This window comes from Ruegeria sp. YKSF131, from assembly GCF_059612645.1.
The window spans coordinates 60,055-83,493 of the sequence record NZ_JBXWQZ010000004.1 but is presented as its reverse complement, the minus strand read 5'-3'; the positions used below and the strand labels follow the sequence as shown (position 1 = coordinate 83,493).

Annotated in this window: 24 protein-coding genes; 10 read left to right on the top strand and 14 right to left on the bottom strand. The window is 58.3% G+C overall.

The annotated features are described in order from the left end of the window. Positions 1-50 precede the first annotated feature (50 nt). The 6 genes from scpB to AC2FLZ_RS02855 all read right to left on the bottom strand — a co-directional run bounded on the left by scpB (position 51) and on the right by AC2FLZ_RS02855 (position 6,769). Positions 51-698 (bottom strand): SMC-Scp complex subunit ScpB, encoded by a 648-nt coding sequence (gene scpB, locus AC2FLZ_RS02880; protein WP_496881720.1) that lies wholly within the window; start codon positions 696-698, stop codon positions 51-53. Beyond that, positions 691-1,485: a segregation and condensation protein A gene (locus AC2FLZ_RS02875; RefSeq protein ID WP_480517368.1), complete on the bottom strand. Its 795-nt coding sequence runs from the start codon at positions 1,483-1,485 to the stop codon at positions 691-693. The genes scpB and AC2FLZ_RS02875 overlap by 8 nt, the downstream gene beginning before the upstream one ends. After that, entirely contained in the window at positions 1,475-2,482 is a 1,008-nt protein-coding gene (nagZ, locus tag AC2FLZ_RS02870; protein WP_496881719.1) for a beta-N-acetylhexosaminidase, read from the bottom strand. The genes AC2FLZ_RS02875 and nagZ overlap by 11 nt, the downstream gene beginning before the upstream one ends. After that, positions 2,479-3,543, bottom strand: a complete 1,065-nt coding sequence (locus AC2FLZ_RS02865; RefSeq protein ID WP_480517372.1) for an SPOR domain-containing protein — start codon at positions 3,541-3,543, stop codon at positions 2,479-2,481. Before AC2FLZ_RS02865 ends, nagZ begins: the two co-directional genes overlap by 4 nt. Before the next feature lie 88 nt (positions 3,544-3,631). Then, entirely contained in the window at positions 3,632-5,377 is a 1,746-nt protein-coding gene (gene argS / locus AC2FLZ_RS02860) for an arginine--tRNA ligase (RefSeq protein WP_496808728.1), read from the bottom strand. A 252-nt stretch (positions 5,378-5,629) separates the two neighbouring features. Beyond that, on the bottom strand, positions 5,630-6,769 hold the full coding sequence (locus AC2FLZ_RS02855) for a deoxyguanosinetriphosphate triphosphohydrolase (RefSeq protein WP_480473259.1): 1,140 nt from the start codon (positions 6,767-6,769) through the stop codon (positions 5,630-5,632). 76 nt (positions 6,770-6,845) lie between these two features. On the opposite strand from AC2FLZ_RS02855, the gene AC2FLZ_RS02850 reads away from it, so the two are divergent. Both AC2FLZ_RS02850 and xth read left to right on the top strand, forming a co-directional pair. Further along, positions 6,846-7,169 carry a HesB/IscA family protein gene (locus tag AC2FLZ_RS02850; RefSeq protein WP_267363969.1) on the top strand — a complete coding sequence of 108 codons (324 nt, stop codon included), beginning with the start codon at positions 6,846-6,848 and terminating at the stop codon, positions 7,167-7,169. A 280-nt stretch (positions 7,170-7,449) separates the two neighbouring features. Continuing rightward, a complete protein-coding gene (xth, locus tag AC2FLZ_RS02845; RefSeq protein WP_480473261.1) occupies positions 7,450-8,229 on the top strand; it encodes an exodeoxyribonuclease III in 780 nt (259 codons plus the stop codon). Between the two features lie 4 nt (positions 8,230-8,233). Here xth and AC2FLZ_RS02840 read toward each other — a convergent pair whose 3' ends face one another. Further along, the gene (locus AC2FLZ_RS02840; RefSeq protein WP_496881718.1) at positions 8,234-9,382 is read right to left on the bottom strand and encodes an FAD-dependent monooxygenase; all 1,149 of its coding nucleotides are present in this window, start codon (positions 9,380-9,382) and stop codon (positions 8,234-8,236) included. 71 nt (positions 9,383-9,453) lie between these two features. Then, positions 9,454-9,876, bottom strand: a complete 423-nt coding sequence (dksA, locus tag AC2FLZ_RS02835; protein WP_209504868.1) for an RNA polymerase-binding protein DksA — start codon at positions 9,874-9,876, stop codon at positions 9,454-9,456. Between the two features lie 381 nt (positions 9,877-10,257). Between dksA and AC2FLZ_RS02830 the strand changes: the two genes are divergently transcribed. From AC2FLZ_RS02830 to AC2FLZ_RS02810, 5 genes are all read left to right on the top strand, one after another. Next, positions 10,258-11,103, top strand: coding sequence for an AAA family ATPase (locus tag AC2FLZ_RS02830; RefSeq protein ID WP_480473265.1), 846 nt, complete (start codon positions 10,258-10,260; stop codon positions 11,101-11,103). A 109-nt stretch (positions 11,104-11,212) separates the two neighbouring features. Further along, entirely contained in the window at positions 11,213-11,662 is a 450-nt protein-coding gene (locus tag AC2FLZ_RS02825) for a GNAT family N-acetyltransferase (RefSeq protein WP_496714798.1), read from the top strand. After that, a complete protein-coding gene (locus AC2FLZ_RS02820; RefSeq protein ID WP_496881717.1) occupies positions 11,659-13,026 on the top strand; it encodes a DUF2927 domain-containing protein in 1,368 nt (455 codons plus the stop codon). The genes AC2FLZ_RS02825 and AC2FLZ_RS02820 overlap by 4 nt, the downstream gene beginning before the upstream one ends. Positions 13,027-13,033: 7 nt before the next feature. Then, positions 13,034-13,204 (top strand): hypothetical protein, encoded by a 171-nt coding sequence (locus tag AC2FLZ_RS02815; RefSeq protein ID WP_209503658.1) that lies wholly within the window; start codon positions 13,034-13,036, stop codon positions 13,202-13,204. A gap of 4 nt (positions 13,205-13,208) precedes the next feature. Then, the gene (locus tag AC2FLZ_RS02810; RefSeq protein ID WP_496881716.1) at positions 13,209-14,393 is read left to right on the top strand and encodes a vWA domain-containing protein; all 1,185 of its coding nucleotides are present in this window, start codon (positions 13,209-13,211) and stop codon (positions 14,391-14,393) included. An 83-nt stretch (positions 14,394-14,476) separates the two neighbouring features. Here AC2FLZ_RS02810 and AC2FLZ_RS02805 read toward each other — a convergent pair whose 3' ends face one another. Further along, positions 14,477-16,102, bottom strand: coding sequence for a winged helix-turn-helix domain-containing tetratricopeptide repeat protein (locus AC2FLZ_RS02805; protein ID WP_480553741.1), 1,626 nt, complete (start codon positions 16,100-16,102; stop codon positions 14,477-14,479). Between the two features lie 182 nt (positions 16,103-16,284). On the opposite strand from AC2FLZ_RS02805, the gene AC2FLZ_RS02800 reads away from it, so the two are divergent. Further along, positions 16,285-16,701: a hypothetical protein gene (locus tag AC2FLZ_RS02800; protein WP_480553742.1), complete on the top strand. Its 417-nt coding sequence runs from the start codon at positions 16,285-16,287 to the stop codon at positions 16,699-16,701. 130 nt (positions 16,702-16,831) lie between these two features. Beyond that, the gene (locus AC2FLZ_RS02795) at positions 16,832-17,518 is read left to right on the top strand and encodes a M48 family metallopeptidase (protein WP_496881715.1); all 687 of its coding nucleotides are present in this window, start codon (positions 16,832-16,834) and stop codon (positions 17,516-17,518) included. 71 nt (positions 17,519-17,589) lie between these two features. Here the strand turns inward: AC2FLZ_RS02795 and AC2FLZ_RS02790 are convergent, their stop codons facing one another. The 5 genes from AC2FLZ_RS02790 to AC2FLZ_RS02770 are packed head-to-tail and all read right to left on the bottom strand — an operon-like array spanning position 17,590 to position 22,860. After that, positions 17,590-18,132, bottom strand: a complete 543-nt coding sequence (locus AC2FLZ_RS02790; protein WP_496714794.1) for an RSP_2648 family PIN domain-containing protein — start codon at positions 18,130-18,132, stop codon at positions 17,590-17,592. Next, positions 18,129-19,331, bottom strand: a complete 1,203-nt coding sequence (locus AC2FLZ_RS02785) for an RSP_2647 family RNA methyltransferase (protein WP_496714793.1) — start codon at positions 19,329-19,331, stop codon at positions 18,129-18,131. Before AC2FLZ_RS02785 ends, AC2FLZ_RS02790 begins: the two co-directional genes overlap by 4 nt. A 38-nt stretch (positions 19,332-19,369) precedes the next feature. Then, complete coding sequence (locus AC2FLZ_RS02780; protein ID WP_480517387.1) at positions 19,370-19,642, bottom strand: hypothetical protein; 273 nt, start codon at positions 19,640-19,642, stop codon at positions 19,370-19,372. Further along, entirely contained in the window at positions 19,626-22,421 is a 2,796-nt protein-coding gene (gene glnE / locus AC2FLZ_RS02775; protein ID WP_496714792.1) for a bifunctional [glutamate--ammonia ligase]-adenylyl-L-tyrosine phosphorylase/[glutamate--ammonia-ligase] adenylyltransferase, read from the bottom strand. Before glnE ends, AC2FLZ_RS02780 begins: the two co-directional genes overlap by 17 nt. 49 nt (positions 22,422-22,470) lie before the next feature. Further along, complete coding sequence (locus tag AC2FLZ_RS02770) at positions 22,471-22,860, bottom strand: DUF4440 domain-containing protein (RefSeq protein ID WP_496881714.1); 390 nt, start codon at positions 22,858-22,860, stop codon at positions 22,471-22,473. Between the two features lie 142 nt (positions 22,861-23,002). Between AC2FLZ_RS02770 and AC2FLZ_RS02765 the strand changes: the two genes are divergently transcribed. Beyond that, entirely contained in the window at positions 23,003-23,425 is a 423-nt protein-coding gene (locus AC2FLZ_RS02765; RefSeq protein ID WP_480473289.1) for a DUF2852 domain-containing protein, read from the top strand. Positions 23,426-23,439: the final 14 nt, after the last annotated feature.

Genomic DNA, 23,439 nt, shown 5'->3' with positions numbered 1-23,439 from the left:
GTTGCCTGTCGCAGGTTCCGCGCCTGACCCGTAGTGACCTGTCCGGGTTATTATTCCTCAAACAATTCCGACTGGTCCTCGTCCACTTCGTCCTCGCGCTCCTCGCCCAGAGGGATAGCCCCCGGTGGAGGCCGGTTTTCCAACAGACCCGCAGCCCTCAATTCCTTGAGACCCGGCAGGTCGCGGGCGTTCTCCAGACCAAAATGATCCAGAAATTCGGACGTCACCACAAATGTCACCGGACGACCCGGTGTCATGCGACGACGGCCCAGCCTGATCCACTCCATCTCTAGCAATTGATCAATCGTCCCGCGAGAGACTGACACGCCGCGAATTTCCTCAATCTCGGCGCGGGTGCAGGGTTGGTGATAGGCAACGATGGCCAATGTCTCGATCGCGGCCCGGCTGAGTTTACGAGTTTCAACCGTTTCCTTTTGCATCAGAAAGCCCAGATCAGGGGCCGTACGGATCGCCCATGCCTCTCCAACACGCACCACGCGCACGCCGCGCCCTTCGTAACGTCTCTGAAGCAACTCAACGGCTTGTGCGGCGTCGCTTCCATGCGGCATCCGCGCCTCAAGGTCGGCAATCGTCACCGGATCGGCGCTGGCAAACAAAACGGCCTCGACCATACGCTCCTGTTCCGCCAATGGTGGCGCCTCGAACAGGGTGCCGGTTTCTTCTGGGGCGTCAGTCACGTGTCTGGGTCCTCTTGCGCAAATGGATCGGCGCGAATGTCTCGCTCTGCTTGATCTCCATATGTCCTTCTTTCACCAGTTCCAGCGAGGCCGCAAAGGTCGCAGCCGTCGCCGACCTGCGGCGCACCGGGTCAGTATCCCAACCATCGGGCAGATAGGTTTCCATATCGGTCCACGTCCCCGCAAAACCGATCAGCGGGCGCATCCGCTCCAGTGCCTGCTCCATCGTAAACACCGAGTCGCGGTCCATCACAAAGGGGCGGAACTCGTCACGGGTGCGAATACGGGCATATCCCTGCATCAGATCCAGCAGCGTGGCGGAATAGGTTACGGTGCGGATGCGGGTTACGTCCTCGCCCTGCCCGCGCTTGAAAAAATCACGACCCAGTTGGTCGCGGGCCATCAGCCGCGCAGCGACGTCGCGCATTGCCTGCAGGCGTTCAAGTTGAAACGCCAGATGCGCGGCCAGTTCTTCACCCGATGGCCCATCGTCATCCGGATCTGGCGGGAGCAATAGACGGGACTTGAGAAAGGCCAGCCACGCCGCCATGACCAGATAATCGGCGGCCAGTTCAATGCGCAGCGCACGCGCCTTTTCAACAAAGGCCAGATATTGCTGCGCCAGCGCAAGAACCGAGATCTTGCGCAGATCCACTTTTTGCGTGCGTGATAGAGTTAGCAGAACGTCCAACGGGCCTTCGAACCCGTCGACATCAACAATCAGCGCTTCGGCCGCAAGACGATCCGCGACCGAGACAGGGTCTTCGCTAAAAAGATTATCGTTCATATACCTGCCCGCCCATTAGGGCAGATAGTTCCGCTTCGGCGGCTTGGATGTCAAGTTCCCGCGGGCGTTTGCGCATCGCCAGCGCCCGTTCTGCGCGGGCTTGTGCCACATCCGACATTTCTCCGGCAGTTTCCATTACAGCGGCACGTTCAGAAAAACTGCCATTGCAATGCAGGACTACATCGCAGCCCGCCTGCAAAGATTGGCGGGAGAGGTCCGTCAACGCCCCGCTGAGCGCCTTCATCGAGATATCGTCGGTCATAATCAGCCCGCCAAAGCCGATATTGTCTCGGATCAGACCCATCATGGCCGCGGAAATGGTGGCCGGCCGGGGATCTATCTGATCAAAGACCAGATGCGCGGTCATCCCCATCGGCAGGTCGTTCAAGGCACGGAACGGCGCGAAATCGCTGTATTCCAACTCTTCCAGCGGCAAATCAACATGCGGCAGGTCATGGTGACTGTCCAGAGTGGCACGGCCATGGCCGGGAATGTGCTTGAGAACCGGAAGAACGCCCCCATCAAGAAGGCCCTGCGCCACAGCCCTGCCGATCCTGGAAATCTGCTCAGGATCAAAGGCATAACAGCGGTTTTTCAGAAACGCGTGTGTCTCGGGCCGCACCACATCGACCATAGGGGCACAATTGCTGTCGATGCCCAGACCCAACAGCTCATCCGCAATCAGGCGGTACCTGAGGTACATGGCGCGTTCCGCTTGATCACCCGCCCTGGTCACATGATCCAGCGGGGGCAGCCATTCGCGGGCAAAGGGTGCGCGCAAACGCTGTACGCGCCCTCCTTCCTGATCAATGGTAATGGGGCAGTTGCGCCCAACAGCCTCTCGGAAATCATCACACAAGGCGCGCACCTGATCGGCGCTTTCAATATTGCGGGCGAACAGAATGAACCCAAACGGGTTCATCTGGCGAAACAGGTCTCTTTCCTCCTGCGTCAGGCGCAGTCCTTCAGCATCTGTGATCGCTGCTCCGAACTTCACCTCACGGCCACCGGGATACAGTCAGCGCCTTGCGCGACCAGAGCGGCGCAGAATTGGCGCGAGTCGCTCAGATCTTCAAACCCCAGAACGCGCAGGCGGTAGAAGGTCCGCCCACCGCTTGAGGTTTTCTGAATAACGCGCTGTTTTCCCGACATATACTCACCAAACTGACCATTCAAACGGTCCCACTCGGCCTGTGCCACTTGCGTGCTGTCATAAGCCCCAAGCTGCGCCAGTCGGGTCCCCTTGGCCAGTGTATCCGGATCAACATCCACCCCAACCGCAGCTTTCACCGCTGCATTAATGGCGTCTTCGGAATTCTCGCTGGGTGCGACCTGACTGCGGGTCGACCGTGCCGGACGCGTCACAGGGCGCAACGATCGGCGCACACCCGGCAACTCTGCGAAACTTGGGTCTGGCAAGGCCGCAGCAAAATCTGCCGGGTCAATGGCGGGTTCTTCGTCGGGGGTGGTCAGCGATGCCAGTTGCACACCGTCTTCGAATTCTTGCTGCGTTTCTGCTGCCGCACCCGCCAATTCCGCAACCAGCGCATCTACTGCGTTCTGGCGCAGGCGCGCGGCTTCCTGCGTGGTGATCGGTTCTTCGACCACATGCAGCGCAGGGGTCGGCTTCAGTTCTCCGGCGGGCAGGTCTTCTTCCGTAAGGGACACCGGGCGCGGCGCAAGGATCAACCGGTCAGCCGGTGCCGCGGCACTGCCTTCGGCGGCGACGGCATTCACGGCAAAGCCCTGATGATCGGCGGGTGTTCCACCCGGATTTTCCGGTTGCACACGCATCGGCCCTTCGGCGGCGCGGACAACCGGCACGCCACTGACATCGCGCATGATCAGTTGATAGCCCCAGACCCCGACACCGGCGACCAGCGCCAAGGAAGCAACAGCCCCCAGGAAATTGACTGCCCTGCCCAGACCAAACGAGCCTCGCGGCGCGTCATCTTCCTGCATATCTTCGGGAAAATCATACACATCATCAGAATGCGCTTGATTCGGGTAATGAATCTGCCCGGGGCTTTGATGCCCCGAGTAATCGTAACTCGCCATGTCCGCCTCACTGCCCGTTTCACGCCTGAAAATAAGGCCCGCGGGTCATTTCTTGCCTACCTCGTACCGGCGGTTCGGGCGATATTTGTTACCGCATCTCCTGCGCCGGAGTAACGCCAAGAATACCCAAGCCCGCTGAAATCACAACAGAAACGGCCCGGGCCAAAGCGATTTTTGACTGGCTTGTGGCAACATCGCCATCCTGGATGAAACGCAATTGCGTCTCGTCATTACCCTTGTTCCACAACGCATGAAAGTCGCCTGCAAGTTCATAAAGGTAAAATGCGACCCGGTGCGGTTCATTGGTCCGCGCCGCAATCTCGACCAGCCGCGGCCATTCTGCCAGCTTCTTGGCAACAACCAGTTCCGAGGCATGATCGTTTTTGCTCAGGTCGGCGCCTGCAAGGGTCGCATCATCAACCGCAATTCCAGCCTCGGCCGCGCGGCGCAGCACGCTCATGACACGGGCATGTGCGTATTGAACGTAGAATACAGGGTTCTCGCGACTTTGTTCCAGAACCTTGTCAAAATCGAAATCCAACGGCGCGTCGTTCTTGCGGGTCAGCATAACAAACCGCGTCACGTCCGGGCCCACCTGATCGACCACATCGCGCAGAGTGACAAAGTTCCCTGCACGCTTGGACATCTTGAACGGCTCGCCATTCTTCCACAGCTTCACCAGCTGCGTCAGCTTGATATCTAGCGGCACCTCACCGTCGGACAGTGCCGAAACAGCCGCCTTCATCCGCTTGACATAGCCGCCATGGTCCGCGCCAAACACGTCGATCAGCGCGTCAAAACCACGGGACACCTTGTCATAGTGATAGGCAATATCCGGGGCAAAATAGGTCCAGCTGCCATCTGATTTCTTGACAGGGCGATCCACATCATCGCCATGTTCGGTCGATTTGAACAGCGTCTGTTCGCGTGGCTCCCAATCTTCGGGCTTTTTGCCCTTCGGCGGCTCGAGCACGCCTTCGTAAATCAGACCCTTGTCAGTCAGCGATTGCAATGCGGCCTCGATCCGACCGGTGCCATAGAGCGATTTTTCCGAGAAGAACACATCCATCTCAACGCCCAGCGCTTTTAAGTCAGCACGGATCAGATCCATCATCGCGTCGGTCGAGAACTCACGTACCTCTTCCAGCCAGTCACTTTCCGGCTTGTCGATCAGGCTGTCGCCGTATTTCTCTTTCAACGCTTCCCCAATTGGGATCAGGTAGTCGCCGGGATAAAGACCTTCGGCAATCTCGGGGCTCAGACCATTGGCCTCGCGATAGCGTTCGTAAGCCGAGCGCGCCAGCACATCCACCTGCGCGCCGCCGTCGTTGATGTAGTACTCGCGGGTCACATCATGGCCCGAATAGGCCAGCAGGCTTGCCAGAGCGTCACCGAATACCGCACCCCGTGTATGACCCACGTGCAGCGGACCGGTTGGGTTGGCCGAAACATATTCAACGTTGACCTTCTGCCCATGACCCATAGTCGAGCGGCCATAATCGGTGCCCTTCTCCAGCACGGCCGCCAGCACACCTTGCCAGACCGACGGCGCCAGCCGCAAATTGAGAAAACCGGGACCCGCCACATCGGCGCTGGCGATCCGGTCATCCGCCTCCAGCTTCCCTGCCAATGCCTCGGCAATGTCACGCGGTTTCATCCTGGCCGGTTTTGCCAGCACCATCGCCGCGTTTGTCGCCATGTCGCCATGCGCCGCGTCGCGCGGCGGTTCGACCGCCACGTTGTCAAAACTCAGCCCCTCGGGCAACGCGCCTTCGGACTGCATCTGCGCCAGCGCGTCCAGTACAAGGCCGCGGATCTCGGAAAACAGGTTCATTTCGGATGTCCTTTTGCTTGCCCGGCGGTTTACCACGCATCACGGCAAGGTCAATGGACGCCTAATGTTTGGACTTGGTTTGCGCCCAATGTCTGCCAATCTCGCCCGGATTTCCACTGTCAGAGATTTCAAATACCCTGCGGGCTGTCTGTCGTACGGCTTCTGATCATCGCTTCCCGCCTGCGCAAGGCACCAATCAACCCACAAAAAAGGTCGCAAACATGGACCATTACCCGTGTCATTGCGGCCCAGTCAGCCAGTCAGCCGCGCGTGATCCTGCAAGGCAAAACGGTCGGTCATACCTGCGATGTAGTCCGATACGATCCGGGCCAAAGCTGTCTCATCCGCCGCAGCTTCAATATCCTCGTGCCAACGTGCGGGCATCTGTTTCGGGTCGTTCAGGTAGATCGGGAACAGGTCTTCGACAACCGTTGCAACCTTGGCCCGTACCTTCATGACGCTGGGTGCGCGATACATCCGGGTGAACAGGAACGCCCTGATTTGTTTCAGATCCGCCCAAGTCCCGGTCGAGAATTGGATGACAGGATGCCCAAGATGGCGAATCTCTTCGACCGATTGCGCGCCCGAGGCTACAATCAAGTCTCGTGACGTTGTGATGACATCTGCCACCATGACCCCAAATACCCGCCGCAGTGCTTCATGACGTCGTCGATACGGATCAAGACCGGGGTATTTAGCATCCACATCCGCGTAGCATCCCCCCACGATCGGAAGGTGACGCAGATCATCATCTTCAAACAACCCCGCGCGCAACCCATCCAGAAGGTCGTGATTGTTGTAAGCAATGTCATCAGACAAAGCCGCCACCTGCGCCTCGGCACTTGCATGGGTATGAAGTTCAAGATCAAAGCCCTGGTTGCATTCAGCCAGCGCCCACGGCAGATCGCCAACAACCGGACCGTTATGCTTGGCGATACCCTCCAGACATTCCCAGGTCAGGTTGCATCCGTCAAACCCGGCATAATGCCGCTCCAGCTTCGTTACGATCCGAATGGCCTGGGCATTGTGATCAAACCCCCCGTAAGGCACCATCAGCGCGTGGAGGGCGTCTTCACCCGTATGACCAAAGGGTGTATGACCCAGGTCGTGCGCCAGGGCTACAGCCTCGGTGAGTTCAGGATTCAGGCCCAACGCCCCTGAAATGGTTCGCGCGACCTGAGCAACTTCGATGGAATGGGTCAGCCGTGTTCGATAACTGTCGCCTTCATGCTCGACAAAAACTTGCGTCTTGTGTTTGAGCCGCCGAAACGCACTGGCGTGAATGATCCGGTCGCGATCACGCTGAAAGCATGACCGGAAGCTGCTTTCTTCCTCTGGCACCAGCCGCCCCCTTGCACGGTCTGGGTCCGAAGCAAATCCCGCTCTGTCCAAAGGCCTTGTCCTTGTCGCCTGTCTTTTTGTTTCATATATTGTAGGACGCTTGGGAAATAAACCTTTGGAGACCGGCATGAATCTGCCCCCATCAGTCACCGAACGCGCCTTTGACCGCCTCGCCGAGATCGGTGCCGCGGAACAGGGGCAAGCCCTGCGTGTCGCAGTGGAGGGTGGTGGATGTTCCGGTTTTCAATATGAAATCGCTCTGGACACGCCAAACACCGATGACCTCATCCTTGAAGGCAAGGGGCAGAAAGTCATCGTCGACCCGGTCTCTCTGCCCTTTCTTGAAAACGCGGTGATCGATTTCACTCAGGAGCTTATTGGTGCAAGGTTTGTGATCGACAACCCCAACGCCACCTCTTCCTGTGGCTGCGGCACGTCGTTTTCGATGTAACCGACGGGGGCTTTGCCCCCACACCCCCAGGATATTTTCAGCCAGATGAAGCAGGGATCCGCTCTCTGACCAAAACGACCAGAGAGCTTCACCTGGCGCGGTCATCGGCGTCCCCGCCTGTACCGCCCCTTCTAGTATCGAAAAAATGGTTAAGGGTTCGTTTCTTCATCTGGCTAAAAATATCCCGGAGCGCGAGGCAGAGCCTCGCAAATCCGATCTCCGACTTGCCGCTGGGCCCGTTCTGAGCGATAGGTTGCCACAAGGTTTCGGAGGATCGCGCATGAAAATCGCCACGTTCAACATCAATGGCATCAAGGCACGAACCGAGGCGCTGCCCCGCTGGCTGGACGACGCCCAACCCGACGTTGTTCTTCTTCAGGAAATCAAATCCGTCGACGAGAACTTCCCCCGCGAGATGTTTGAAGATCGCGGGTACAACGTGGAAACACATGGGCAAAAAAGCTTTAATGGTGTCGCGATCCTGTCGAAGCTTCCGCTGGAGGATGTATCTCGCGGCCTTCCCGGAGATGACAATGATGAACAGGCGCGCTGGATCGAGGCCACCGTCGTAGGCAAAAAGGCCCTGCGGCTCTGTGGGCTGTATCTGCCCAACGGGAATCCGGCACCCGGACCGAAATACGATTACAAGCTGGCCTGGATGGAACGGCTTTACGACCGCGCCCAGGCCCTGATGAAATCAGAGGAGCCTGCCCTGATGGCCGGAGACTATAACATCATCCCACAGGCCGAGGATGCCAAACGCCCCGATGCCTGGCGGGAAGACGCGTTGTTCCGCCCGGAAAGCCGGGCCGCCTTTCGAAAGATCCTGAACCTTGGCTTTACCGAGGCCTTTCGCGCCACAACGCAGGGCCCCGATCACTATTCTTTCTGGGATTATCAGGCTGGCGCGTGGAACCGGAATGACGGAATTCGAATTGATCATTTCCTGCTGACGCCACAAGCGGCCGACCTCATGCGGGATTGCCAGATTGATGCGGCTGTTCGGGGGCACGAAAAGCCATCCGATCACGTTCCCGTCTGGATTGACCTGGATCTTTGAGGCCCTAGGCGGCCGTGACGTCGTGACTGTAGATCCATTCATAGCGTTGTGGCAACCGGGCACCGACGACCCTCAGCACACATTGCGCAGCCATACGGGCTGGACCGCGCAGATGAAAGTTCCGCGCATTTGACCCGGCCGCCGCGACAACGCGCTGCGCCCTTGGTTTGCGGGTTGTTTCATAGGTTGCCAGTGCGCTGGTGATACCCGATCGTTCGTCAAACGCGCGCGCCAGAACCCAAGCGTCCTCGAGCGCCAGACACGCCCCTTGCGCCATGAACGGCAATGTCGGATGGGCCGCGTCCCCTACCAGAACCAATCGGCCATTCTGCCAGTTTTGCGCGACAGGCCGCAGAAACAATGCCCACAGATGCACATCCGTGACTTTCGACAGAATGTCGCACACGGGGCCACCGAAATCTGCAAAGCGCTTGCGCAACTCTTCAGGGTCGCCCGTCTGACGCCATCCTTCTTCCCGCCAGTCCGAACGCTCTTCAACCGCGACAATGTTCATCATGCTTTCGTCACGCAACGGATAGGTTACCACATGCCGCCCAGGCCCCATCGTCAGGGATGCGGAAACCGGGTCATGACCGGGCTGCCAGGGGATGGCGGCGCGCCACGCCACCTGATGCGTGAACTCCGGCATCTCTGCCCCGTTCAGAGCCGGGCGGAGCATGCTGCGGCCGCCATCGGCCGCAATGGCGCACTCGGCGCGAATTCGCTCGCCTGACGCCAAGATCACCTCGGCCTCGTTGGGATGCTTTTGCACATGCGAAACTCTGGCACCCAAGCGGATATTCACGCCTGCGTCACAAGCCGCATCATGAAGAAGGTTCAGAAGGTCGGCACGGTGGTAGTAATAAGTCGGACCAGCTGCAGGGCCCGGCAGGTGACTGACCACGCGCCCTTTTCGGTAATCGCGCAAGACAGTTCCATGGGACTTCTGCCCGACAGAAAGACCTGTGACGCCAAGTGCATGAAGAACGCGCATCCCGTTCTCGCTGATCTGCAAACCAGCGCCGACTTCGGTCAGGGCCGGTGCTTGCTCCAGAAGCGTGACATGCGCCCCACGGTGTTGCAGTGCCAGAGCCGAGGCCAGGCCGCCGATTCCACCGCCAATGACACAGAATTTCAATCCATCTATCTTCATGGCATCCGCATAACGCAAAAACGCCGGAGCCACAGGCCCCGGCGTTTGGATTTCTTACACATACCCGGCGATTAATCGTCGCGGTGGACCTTTTCGCGACGCTCATGGCGCTCTTGTGCCTCAAGTGTCATGGTTGCAATCGGTCGTGCGTCCAGACGCTTTAACGAGATCGGATCGCCCGTCATTTCGCAATACCCGTATTCGCCATCATCAATCCGGCGCAGGGCCGAGTCGATCTTTGCGACCAGCTTTCGCTGACGATCACGGGTCCGCAGTTCCAGCGCACGGTCAGTTTCTTCGCTGGCGCGGTCCGCGACGTCCGGAATGTTACGGGTGTTGTCTTGCAGCCCTTCGATGGTGTCGCGGCTACCAGCCAGTAACTCTGTCTTCCAATCCAGCAGCTTGCGGCGAAAATACTCAAGCTGACGATCATTCATGAAAGGCTCATCTTCGGCCGGACGGTAATCTTCCGGCAGAAAAACTTCCTGCTTCATATTTGCTCCCTCGGTATGGCCAGTAACGTCGTTCGAGGCTGTTTCAGCTGACATTTGGCTCTCCCTTCTGCGCAGCGTTTAGCCGACGGGCGGTGGAATGTCACTACACAAACGTTGCGCAACACTGCACCCCCGCGGATTTGTCTAACTATGAGACAAACATCAACAAAACCTTGTATTTCTATGAAATTTGACAGGCTTTTTTGGGGCGAGAGTTACAACGTCCGGGAATGGTCTACATCGGAATCAAGCAAAAGGGCTTGGAGTTGCAGCACAATTCCCGCCGGGCGACGCAGGGACGCGGGTTGTAAAAAACCTTGCCGCTCTGTAACCCGGAAACCACAACCTGCCCGTCCAACGCAATATACGCACGAGAGGCCCATGACCGCACGTTTCCAAGGTACAGCCGAATATGTCGCCACCGACGATCTGACCATTGCCGTGAACGCCGCTGTCACGCTTGAGCGCCCCCTGTTGGTGAAGGGCGAACCCGGTACCGGCAAGACCGAGTTGGCCAGACAGGTGGCCGGTGCGCTGGGGCTGAAAATGATCGAGTGGAATGTGAAATCCACCACCCGCGCGCAGCAGGGTCTTTACGAATATGATGCCGTCAGCCGCCTGCGTGACAGCCAACTAGGCGAAGAGCGTGTCCATGATGTGTCGAACTATATCCGCAAGGGCAAGCTGTGGCAGGCCTTCGACGCCGACGAAAAGGTTGTTCTGCTGATCGATGAAATCGACAAGGCGGATATCGAGTTCCCCAATGACCTATTGCAGGAGCTCGATAAGATGGAGTTCCACGTCTACGAAACGGGCGAGACGATCCGGGCCAAGCACCGCCCTATCGTCATCATAACCTCGAACAACGAAAAAGAGCTGCCAGACGCTTTCCTGCGCCGCTGTTTTTTCCACTATATACGCTTTCCGGATGAGGCGACGATGCGCCGGATCGTTGATGTGCATCATCCCGGCATCAAGGACGCACTTCTGACCGCCGCGCTGACGCAATTCTATGAGATCCGAGAGACGCAAGGGCTCAAGAAAAAGCCCTCGACCTCGGAGGTGCTGGACTGGCTGAAGCTGTTGCTGGCCGAAGACCTGACGGCCGAAGACCTCAGGCGTGACGGGGCCAGCGCGCTGCCGAAGCTGCATGGCGCTTTGCTGAAAAATGAACAGGATGTGCATCTGTTCGAACGTCTTGCTTTCATGGCACGTGGCAAACGCTAGCCTGCGTGTGAACAATCAGTGATCACGGCTTGCCATTGCGTATCCCGGGTGTCAGCATCGAAATACCTGACGCAACCGCGTTTCAAAGCAGCAGTATTGGGGTCATCACTTGGCGAACGCTCTGACAATCCGGACCCTGCGGGCCGAGGACAAAGATCAGTGGGCCGAAATGTGGCGGGATTATCTGGCGTTTTATGAAACTACCCTGCCTGAAAACGTGTATGAAACGACCTTTTCCAGATTGTTGGGCGACGACCCACAGGATTTTTCCTGTTTTGTTGCGGAACAGAATGACGTTTTGGTCGGGCTGACGCATTACCTGTTTCATCGCCACGCCTGGAAAGTGGAAAAGGTCTGTTACCTGCAAGACCTGTTCGCCCGACCTGAAACCCGAGGAACGGGCGTCGGTCGCGCCTTGATTCAGGCGGTTTATGAAGAGGCTGATCGCCAGGGCGCCCCAACCGTTTACTGGCTGACGCAAGAGTTCAACCACACGGCACGCCACCTTTATGATCGCATCGGCACCCTGACACCGTTCATCAAGTACGCCCGCCCATGATGCGTTTGGGCGCCCTTTTTCTGGCGCTGGTTATCGCTGGCTGCACGTCTGTCGAGACAATCGAACTCGGGAACGATGTTTCATATATCGAAGTGGCGTTGCCGCCAGCCAAGTCTTTTGCGGCACCCCGCCCTTCGCCACCGGCACGGTCCAACACGAACATCGCGGCGGATTTCTTGTCCCTGCATTTCGAACTGGAAAGCGGGGCCGCCCTGCCCGTTTTCACCCGGTTCGAAACGCCGATCACCGTTCGCCTGACCGGATCGCCGACACAAAGTATGCAGCAGGATTTGACCCGCCTGCTGAACCGCCTGAAGCGCGAGGCGGGTATCAACATCCGACAAATCAACGACGGTCAGGCCAATATCACGATCGAAGCGGTCAGCCAGAAGGACATTCTGCAAATTCTGCCAAACGCGGCCTGTTTCGTGGTGCCAAACGCGTCCAGCCTGGCTGAGTATCAGCGCGACCGCCGCAAGACCAAAAGCAGTTGGGTTGAGCTGCGCCAGCGCGAACGATTGGGGATATTCATCCCCTACGATGTCAGCCCGCAGGAAATGCGCGATTGTCTGCACGAAGAACTGGCGCAAGCCCTTGGTCCGCTGAACGACCTCTATCACCTGCCGGATTCCGTGTTCAACGACGACAATATTCATACGGTTTTGACTGGGTTCGACATGCTGATTCTGCGCGCGGCCTATGCGCCCGAACTGCACACCGGTATGACACGGGATCAGGTCGCCGCCGTCATCCCCGATGTTCTCAGCCGCCTGAATCCACGGGGTGACCGATTAGCCGCGCAACGGCCAACGGATACCCCCCGAGAGTGGATCAACGCGATCCAGAAATCACTGGGACCAGGGCCGGGTTCCCCCCGGCAGATACGCGCCGCGCAAAAGGCAGCCCGCATCGGGCAGCAATTGGGATGGACGGATCACCGCCGCGCCTATCCCCACTACCTGATGGGTCGGATGGAGCAGTTTCGTGACCCGGCGGAAGCCCAGCGGCAGTTCAAGATCGCGCAACAGTTTCTTCGCGCAACGCCCGGAACCGAGGTTCATCAGGCTTATGTCTCAACGCAAACCGCAGCCTTTGCGCTTGCGCAGGATCGCGGGCCAGAGGTCCTGCCCGAACTGGATCAGGCCATCGACGTGATGACCCGCGCGGAAAACGCTTCGCTTCTGGCAACCTTGCTGCTGTTGAAATCCGAGGCCTTGAAACAGGCCGGTCAATTACAAAAGGCACGTGCCGTCAGACTGGACAGCCTTGGATGGGCGCGATACGGGTTCGGTTCTGAATTGGTGGCTCAATCTCTGGCTCAAAACAGTGGCCGACGCCCCGCTGACAGCACGAAAGACGGATGAAACGCATATGTTGCTAGTACTGGGAATGGCGATACTGGGTGCAATCCTGGGTGCTTTGACCGCAAAAAAACGCAATGGAAACGGCGCTGACATGGCACAGTATGCCGCCGGATATGGGATCGCTTTTGCGCTTGTGGGGCTGGTGATCTCGCTGGTTCTGCTTCGCATGGTGGCATGACGCAATGTTCCTGCCCTTTTTCAATAACCTCCGCAAAGCGGGCATCCCGGTATCACTCCGGGAGTATCTGACTTTTCTGGAAGGCATGAAAAAGGGTCTGGTCACCTATGATGTCGAAGCGTTTTATTACCTTGCCCGGGTGTCGATGGTGAAGGACGAGCGCAATATCGACAAATTCGACCGCGCCTTTGCCGCCAGCTTTGAGGGCTTGGGCGAGATCAGTTTCGATCAGGTGTTGGAAGCTGTCGATATCCCTGCCGATTGGCTCGCCAAGATGGCCGAGAAACACCTGTCGGAGGAGGAAAAAGCCGAGATCGAAGCGCTTGGCGGGTTCGACAAGCTGATGGAAACACTGCGCGAACGGCTCAAGGAACAACAGGGCCGTCATCAGGGCGGCAACAAGTGGATCGGCACCGCAGGAACCTCTCCGTTCGGGGCCTATGGGTACAACCCCGAAGGCGTCCGTATCGGTCAGAAAGAAAGCCGTCACCAGCGTGCGGTCAAGGTCTGGGACAAACGGGAATTCAGGAACCTCGACGATACGGTTGAACTGGGCACCCGCAACATCAAGGTCGCCCTGAAACGCCTGCGCCGCTGGGCGCGGGAGGGAGCAGCCGAAGAGCTGGATCTGGACGGCACCATCCGCGCCACGGCCGAGCATGGCTATCTGGATGTCAAAACCCGGCCCGAGCGCCACAACGCCGTCAAAGTACTGTTGTTTCTGGATGTCGGCGGCTCGATGGACCCGCATATCAAGGTGGTTGAAGAGCTGTTTTCCGCTGCAAGAACCGAGTTCAAGCATCTGGAATATTACTACTTTCACAATTGCCTGTATGAAGGGGTCTGGCGGGACAACCGCCGCCGCTGGAACCAACTGACCCCGACCCACGAAGTGCTGCGCACCTATGGGTCCGACTACAAGTGCATCTTTGTCGGCGACGCTTCGATGAGCCCCTATGAGATCGCCTATCCCGGCGGTGCCAATGAACATTGGAATCAGGAAGCTGGTCAGGTCTGGCTGCAACGCGCGCGCGAACAGTGGGCGTCAAACCTGTGGATCAACCCGGTGCCCGAGAAATACTGGGAATATACCCATTCCATCAGCATGATCCGCGACATCTTTGAAGATCGCATGGTGCCCATGACACTGGCTGGTCTTGAAAAGGGAATGCGCGAGCTGACGCGGTAGAGACTGATGGCAGGTTTGAGGCCATAGCGACCAATTTTCCAACTTACGAGCGTCCAGTCTTCGAACATCTTTGTTTTTTGCACCTAATCCGGCACACCAGCCTTTTTCAAACTCGCCAACCAGATTTTTCGGTTTTCTGGATGATTTTTCGATCCTGCGAACTGTCTCTTCATCGCCGAAATTGAAAGTTTCGGATTAATGCGCATAGCCGCCTCCACGGCCTCATGAGCTTCTTCCGGTCGATCCATTTCGGCAAGGTTTGCGGCGCGCAGTAGATGATGAAACAGACGCCAGGTGTTGCTTGTCGCGACAGTGCCCAGCTGCCTTGCAGTATCCAGCGCCTCTTCGTGGCGTCCAAGATGAAACAGGATATGCCCTTTATAAAAGTACATGTTCTGCAGCATCGGATCGCGCGGACTCAGTTTGATGGCCATTTCAATCTCCGGCAACGCACGGTCCTGCATACGAAACCAATCGAAAGTATGCGCCAGTTCCAAACGGATACGAGCGTCATTGGGATTGAGAGCGACCGCGCGTTCGAGGTTTGCGATGGCAGGATCCGCCTCGCCGGTAAACCGGTAAATATATCCCAATGCCGCGTGGGCCTGCGCTTCCTGACCGTCGAGTTCTATAGCTCGCGTAGCGGCTTCGGTAGCGGATATGAGCGTGTTCTGCGGGGTGTCTGCCCATTGGAAGAAGAAAGTCGTCCCAAGGGCACGAGCCAACAGGCTGTAGGCTGCGGCAAAACCAGGATCAGCCGCAATCGCTTCCCGCGCGTAGCTTGCGGCTTCCTCTTGTGCCTCCTTGGTAAACTCGGATTGACGCACCCGACCGCGAAGGTACAGATCCCACGCTCCCATGTCCTGGGTTGGCTTTCCCTGTGAGCGCGTCGCGTCCGACAGGTATATTTCCGGCAACAATTGCCCGGCGATTGCTTGGCTAATCTCGTCCTGAACCGCAAAGATACCCGTTGTTTGCCGTTCGAAACTCTCTGCCCAAATAGTTTCGCTGGCATCCACATCAATAAGTTCTCCGCTAACCCGCACCCGATCGCCAGCGCGTCGGACGCTGCCCCGGACGATGTAATCGACCCCCAGTTCGCGGGCGATTTCGATCGGGCTCGCCTCGCCACGCGCATAAGAAAACATCGTCGCGCTGGAAACGACGAACAAGTCACGGTTGCGTGACAGGTGAGTGGTCAGATCGTCTGTAAGACCATCGACAAAGTACTGCCCCGCGTTATCACCGCCCAGATTATCAAAACGAACAACAGCCAATGACGGGGTTTCGGTATCTGGCAATCCTTGCCGTTCAAAGGAGACAGAAAAAAAGACAATGGCAAGAGCACACGCCGAAACAATGCTCGCAGCAAGAGCAAGCCGTTTTGAAGGCCTGCCAGATTGCTGTTCCGAAGGCTCGTTTTGAACGACCGGCGCAACGAACTGAAACCCGCGCTTGGGAAGCGTCTTGATGTACTCCGAACTCGCCGCGCTATCGCCCAGTGCTTTTCGTACAGAGCGGATTCGCGTGTTCAGAGCTGCGTCCGTTATGGCCTTTCCGGCCCAGACTTCATCAACTATTTCATCCTTGGTGACGATTCGACTGCGGTTTCTAATCAGTAATTCAAGCAGTTGAAGTGCCTGAGGCTCCAATGCCACCGGATGTCCGCTGCGGCTCAAACCTTTTGCCGGGTCAAGTTCAAAATCCAAAAACCTGTACATAGTTCAACTTACATCCGGCTGTGTTTGTCGCTCAACGGATTTTGCCAATTGTCATCTAAATGTCAGGAAATATCAGCTTTCGATCAAGTGCCGCGGCCGGAATCCTTCTAACTTCCGTATGGCGGGAAATCATCCCGATACGTTTCCCCCATCATGAAAGGAGAAGGAACATGCCACGGTTGAGAACACTGCTCATGGCGGCCGCAATAACCTGTGCCGGCGGCTCGGTCTTCGCGCAAACTGACCTTGAAGCGGCATTGGCCAATGGCGGCAAAAAGCTGAATGCAGAACAGATAGCCGAGTTACTGATCGGAAACAGGGTCACAGCCAGTTCCGGAGAGAAGACGTTCCGTTTCTATTACGACCCGAACAATATCGTCAGTGGCGAATTAACCAACGGCGGTTGGACGGGTACGGGAGCATTTGCGATCACTGATACGGATCAGGTTTGTGTTTCCATGGTAGCAGATGAAGGCCGCTATCGTTGTCTGACGGTCGTTCGCGACGGTGACGTGGTTCAGAAATTCGACGTCAATGGAAAGAAGACTTTCGTCTTACTGGAAGTTGAGCCGTCTACAGGTCTTTGATTGCTACATCGCATCCTATAGATCAACAAAGCTGCCGCAGGATCGCAGAATTCTGGCGGTAGCTTTGTCCCAAAAGCGGCCCCTGAATTTTTCGTTTGCCCTAAAAGCCCAGTGCTACCATATCTAACCCATGCTTCGCCTGACCCCGATCCTGCTGGCCATTGCCTATGGAATTGTGATGTACCGGATTTCCGTCTGGCGCACCCATCGGGAACTGGATGCGAAATCGACGGAACTTGCCGATCCAGCGCTGAAACGCATGACCGACCGGCTGGCGGCGGTGCTCGGGATCGAACGGGTGCCGGTCTATATCTACGAGATCGACCCGGTGAACGGGCTGGCCGCGCCGGACGGGCGGATATTCATCACGCGAGGATTTTACCGCAAGTTTCACAACGGAGAGGTTTCTGCTGAGGAAATGGCCAGTGTAATCGCGCATGAGTTGGGGCACGTGGCGCTGGGTCACGCACGGCGGCGGATGATCGATTTTTCAGGGCAGAATGCGATGCGAACGGCGCTGATCATGGTTCTGAACAGGTTCATCCCCTTTGTCGGGGCGATGATTGCCAATGCGTTGACCGCGCTGATCGCCTCGCGCCTGTCGCGGCAGGACGAGTATGAGGCGGATGAATACGCAGCAGCTTTGCTGACAAAAGCCGGTATCGGAATCGGCCCGCAGAAATCACTGTTTCACAAGCTGGAAGAGTTGACACAGCAGCGCGCCGGGGTGGTCCCGGCCTGGCTGATGAGCCATCCCAAGACAGATGAACGTGTTGCGGCGTTGGAAAAGCTTGAACAGCGTTGGGCACGCGGGTGATGCCTGTGCTGCGAGAGGCCAGCCTCTCGCGCTCTCCGGGATATTTTTGGCCAGATGAAGCTGGATCCCGCTCAGATGGCGAGCGCTTTGCCCAATCGCGGAAGCCGGGCTTTTTTCATGAGCGCGCGGAGGGTCCATTGTTCGCCTGAGAGGCGATCGGCTTCGGCAAGGACCTGTGTGGCAAGTGTGCTCATGCCTTCTGGGTTTGACTGCCAGAAACTGTACAACAGGCTGTCGGGATCTTGCCGGTCAAGCCCTTCATCAGTCAGGATATTTCTGGGAAAATCCTTGGCATTTACCGTGACAATCAGATCAGCGGAAGCCGCGATTGCTGTGGCCAGCACGTGGATATCTGCGGCGTCCGGCAGCCACAGACGGTTTTGAAGACCCTCGTTCGCTGGACGTTCGGCATCCGGCCAGGCCGCTTGCACCAGCGCGATTTCAGCACGCGCCTGCGCCTCCCCCGTCGGGCCCAGCTTGCGGGCGGCGCGGGCCCATTCTTCGAGGATGCGGGCGGACCAGATCGGGGTGAAATATCCCAATCGCGCGGCGCCCAACAGCATTTCGCGCATGACCGTGGGATAGAGGACGCAAGTGTCGAGAACAGCCTTCATAGGCGGTAGAACACCGCCTTGAGGTAGCCGCTTTCCGCCAGTTGCGGCAGTTGCGGATGATCCGGCCCAGCAAATCCGGTGTGGATCAGTTGCGCCTTTCGGCCCGCCCGGCCGATCCCGCGGGAGGAGGCATCGCGGAACCGTCCCAGATCGGCGGCATGAGAACACGAGCACAGCCCCAGATAGCCGCCCGGTTTGACCAGAGGTGCGGCAAGCCGTGCGATACGTTCATAGGCGCGCAAACCCGAATCCAGCGCTTGTTTTGATGGGGCAAAGGCAGGTGGGTCACAAATGACCACGTCAAAAACCGCACCCTCGTCCCCCAATTGAGTCAGTACATCGAACGCGTCGCCCTGCCGGGTCTGGAACCTGTCGGCAAGGCCCGAAGCCTCGGCACCTTTGGTGGCCAGTTCCAGCGCGGCCGCAGACCCATCGACGGATAAGGCCCGTCCGGCACCTGCGGCCAGCATCGCCAGACCAAAGCCGCCGACATGACTGAACACGTCCAGCACCTGCGCTCCGGGATGTACCAGCCGTGAGGCAAAGGCTTGGTTGGGGCGTTGATCGTAAAACAGGCCGGTTTTCTGACCTCCGGTCAGGTCGGCCATATACGTGGCACCATTCATTGGCACAGGCAGGGGCGCGTCGGGTGCTGTGCCGTGCAAAGTCAGGTTCTCATCGTCGAGCCCTTCCAGCCCGCGCGTGCGGCCCGAGGCGTTTTTCAGCACCGTCGTCACGCCTGCGACCTTGATTAGCGCTTCGGTGAGCGTATCCAGATGCACCTCGGCCCAGGCCGCGTTGGGCTGGATGACACAGGTATCGCCAAACCTGTCGATGATCACACCGGGAAAGCCATCGGCCTCGGCATGGACCAGACGGTAGAAAGGCGCATCAAACAGACGTTCACGCAGTGCAAGGGCGCGGCTGAGGCGGGTTTCGAACCAAGTATTGTCCAACTGCGCGTTGGTATCACGATCCAGCACCCTGCACATGATTTTTGACTCAGGATTGACCGCCACCAGCGCAAGCGCTGCGGGAGTGTCATCCTCGAGAATCGCCAGAGCGCCTGCGGGGATCTTGCGCGTACGGCGGTCGGTGACGATGTCATTTGCATAGACCCAAGGGAAGCCATGGCGCAGGCCGCGCGCGTTGGCTTTGGGTTTCAGGCGGATACGGGGGCGGTCGGCAGATTGGGTCATGGTGCCCTCTTAGTCGCGAATGTGCCGATGGAAAAGACCTAGCGGCTTCGCGAACGCCAGCCACCGCGCCGTTTCGGGGTTTGGGCCGCCTGAAGGCCCTCGGACAGAACCTGAGTCATGGGATGATCCGGGCTGTGCAGCGCGTATGCCGCATGCAACTCGGTCAGCGCCGTGTTCTGGTCACGCTCTTCGGGCAGGCTGAGCGCCCAGTCCAGAAATATGCTGCGGCATTCCGGCAGGGTGATGCCTTCGATGCGATAAGCTTCCTGGATCAGACCTTTGTGGTCATTGGGATCAGTGCTGCGTGCCATCTTCGCCCTCTTGGATCACGCTGCCGATCAGGTCGGCCGCAGTTGTGTAACTCTCCTGCAATGCCCGTTGCAGTGCATCGACCTGTTCAAACCCGGTGGCACGGCACAGGAAATCCACACCTCCTTCACCGATCTGCTCCGCCTCGATGACTTTGCCCGATAGAAGCCGGGCCGCACATTGCACCGACCAGCATAGGCTGTAGCAGTCTTTCAGGGATTGCGCCTGCGCGACATCCAGCAACCCGGCAGCGACGGCTCCATCGAGGCCCGAGGACACATCGCGTGCCGTAGTCCCTGCCAGCAAGGCACCGGTTTCGGCCATCAGTTCGATGTCCATCAGGCGGCCGGGCCCGTTTTTGGCATCCCAAATCCCGGCAGGTGCCTTGGCTGCGGCCAGGCGCGTTCGCATCTCGGCGACTTCGCGCAAGACATTGTCCCGCTCGCGTGGGCGCGACAGAAACCCGGCGCGGAACGCTTCGATATCATTTGCCAAACCGGCATCACCCGCAACGACATGAGCACGGGTCAGGGCCAGATGTTCCCACACCCAGGCCTCGTTCTGCTGATAATTGGTAAAGCTGGCCCAACTGGTGGCGACCGGCCCCTGATTGCCGGACGGGCGCAGGCGCATGTCAACTTCATACAGCCGCCCCTGTGACATCGGAGCTGAAAGTGCTGTGATCAGCGCCTGCGTGAACCGCGCATAATAGGTGCGCGTGGCCAGAGGGCGCGGACCATCGGACATGTCCTGATCCTGCGGGTCATAGATCACAATCATGTCCAGATCGGATTGCGAATTGATCCGTCCTGCGCCCAGCGACCCCATGCCCAACACCGCCGCTCCGCGCCCCGGTGCGGGCCCGTGTTTGCGGGCGAAATTTTCGGCAACATATGGCAGGATGGCGGCAATCACCGATTGTGCAAGCTCTGCATATTGCCGGCCTGCCTGTGCCCCGTCGATCAGACCGCGCAAGTGGTGGACACCGACCCGGAAATGCCATTCCTTACACCAGCGCCGCGCAAGGTCGAGCCGGGTTTCATAGTCAGGCTCTTCCGCCAGCGCACGGGCCAGTTCGATTTGCAAAGCCTTCTGCCCCGGCCAATCGGCAAAGAAACTGCCGCCGATCACCGCATCGAAAACCAAGGCATTGTGCGACAGATGCGAGGCCAGAGCATGAGACGTGCCAACGATATCGACCAGTAGGTCAATCAGTTGCGGATTGGCCTCGAACAATGAAAACAGCTGCACCCCGGCAGGAAGGCCTGACAGAAACCCGTCCAGCGCCATCAACGCCTCGTCCGGTTTGGCGGTCTTGGCAAGACGCGACAGCAGCTCGGGCCGCAACCGTTCGAATATCCGCGACCCGCGCTGGGACCTTAAGGCCGGATAGGTCGTCCACCGGGCCAGAACACTCTGGTCAAACTCCACATCCTGCGCCGCCACAGGTGCAGGACCGGGCCCGGGCGCAAAAAAACCTTCGGTCAGTTCGTGTACTTCCGTCAGGCGGTTTTTCAGGTCCTGTTTCAGTTCGTCGCTGCCGATCCCCATCAGACAGGCGATGCGTTCGATGCCTTCCGGTGATTTCGGCACCTTATGCGTCTGTGCATCATGAACCATCTGAATGCGGTGTTCGACTTCGCGATGCGCCCGATAATGATCGGTCAGTTTGTCCGCGACATCCTGCGGCACCCAGCCTTTTGACGCCAACGCCGCCAACCCCGGGACCGTTCCGCGCACCCGTAAATCCGGATCGCGGCCACCTGCGATCAACTGACGGGTCTGGGTGAAGAACTCGATCTCGCGAATACCGCCCTGCCCCAGCTTCATGTCGTGGCCGGGGATCGACAAGGCCCCGCCCGTACCCTTGTTTTCGCGAATTCGAAGACGCATATCATGCGCGTCCTGAATGGCGGCAAAATCCAGATGGCGACGCCAGACAAAAGGGCGCAATGTGTCCAGAAACCGCTGCCCCGCGGCCAAGTCTCCGGCGCAGGGGCGGGCCTTAATATATGCTGCGCGCTCCCACGTGCGGCCAAGGCTTTCGTAGTACCGTTCAGCGGCCTCCATCGCCATGCAGACCGGTGTTACGGCGGGATCAGGTCTCAGCCTCAGATCTGTACGGAAAACATAGCCATCGGCAGTCTTGTCGCTAAGCGTCGCGCAGAAGTTCCGCGTTGCCCGCACCATACCCTGCCGGGCCTCGTAGAAGTCGTCGGGGTCAAACCGTGTCTCATCAAACAGCACAATCAGATCGATATCCGAGCTGTAGTTCAGCTCATGCGCGCCCATCTTGCCCATGGCCAGAATGACCATCCCGGCGGCAGTTTCGATATCGTCCTCGGTCATACCCGGCAGTTTGTTGCGCCGGATCAACGTCGCAATCTCGGCCTTGGCCGCAACATCTGCGGCCAGTGCCCCGTAATCGGTCAGTGCCGCGGTGACTTTCTCAAGCGGCCAGGCACCTGCGATGTCGGCAAGCGCGGTCAACAGCGCCACACGCCGCTTGGCCTGCCGCAAGCCGGATTTCAGCTGATCCGGCGGCAGCTCACGCGCATCCGCCATGACTTCAGTCAGCGCCTGGTCCGGGCGCACTAAGGCATCAGGCAACCATTCCCTTTCATGCTCTATCAGGCCTTTAAGATATGGGCTGGACCCGGCCGCCCCCGCCACCAGCTCTCCCATCTCCTGCGACAGATCAGGTATCAGAGCGCGGGCTTCATCGCCCAGGGACGGATCAAACGCACGCGGAAGGCGGGTAATGGCAAGAGCGTCAGTCATGCGCGCACCCTGCGCATTGCGGGACGTAATCGTCAATGGGGCATTCTGATCAGGTTTCCTGAACCGGCGTGTCCTGACTGAAGCTGTTGACCCAAACGTCGTTTCTTCGTTCCCACAAAGATGAAATCAGCATCGCCTCGCGCCGATCTGCACCCGGGCGCAGGTAATCGGCACGGTAGGACAGCAAGACGATATCCGGGGTCAGAACGCGTAACCGAGCGTCACTCAGATCAAACTCGGCCATCGTTGGCGCATCTGCAAATTGCCCGACGTGATCGTCCCGATTGGCAAATCCTGTGGGATAAACGCCCAGAAAATCCGTGCTCAGCAAGGCGCGGTCGGCGCTTGCATCACCTTCAACCAGCGCCACCCAGACCTGCGTTTCCAGTTCAAGAATGTCCTTTAGTGCAGGGGCAGCTTTGTTGTCCGTCTTATCCATACCCGGACCCTGCGAGCCAGATCCTGAAACGTCAACCGGATTGCATAATGTAAATCTTTTTCACATTACCCCTTGCACCCGTCCAAACGGTACCCCATCTATGCAATGTGAATAGAGTTTACATCAACCCTGGAGAGCTCAAATGACCGCATTGTCCGACCCCGCCGTCCCCGCGAATCCGGGATGGCTTTACCGAACCGAAGCTTGGCTGGATGACAAAGGCAAAGGGGCCTGGATCGCCGCCATGGTTCTTGGTTTCATCTTCTTCTGGCCCGTTGGCCTTGCCCTGCTGGCCTATATGATCTGGAGCAAACGCATGTTCAGCAAATCCTGCAACCGCCGCAAATCCTGGCACAGCCACATGAGTGCAATGAAGCCCTCGGGCAACAGCGCCTTTGACGCCTACAAAGCAGATACCCTGGCCCGCCTGGAACGCGAACAACAGGATTTCGAAGCCTTCTTGCGCCGCCTGCGTGACGCCAAAGATAAAGCCGAATTCGATCAATTCATGGATGAACGCGCCCGCGAAAGCCATGACGAAGACGGCAAGGGCGAGCCCGCCTGATTGACCTTGCCCTG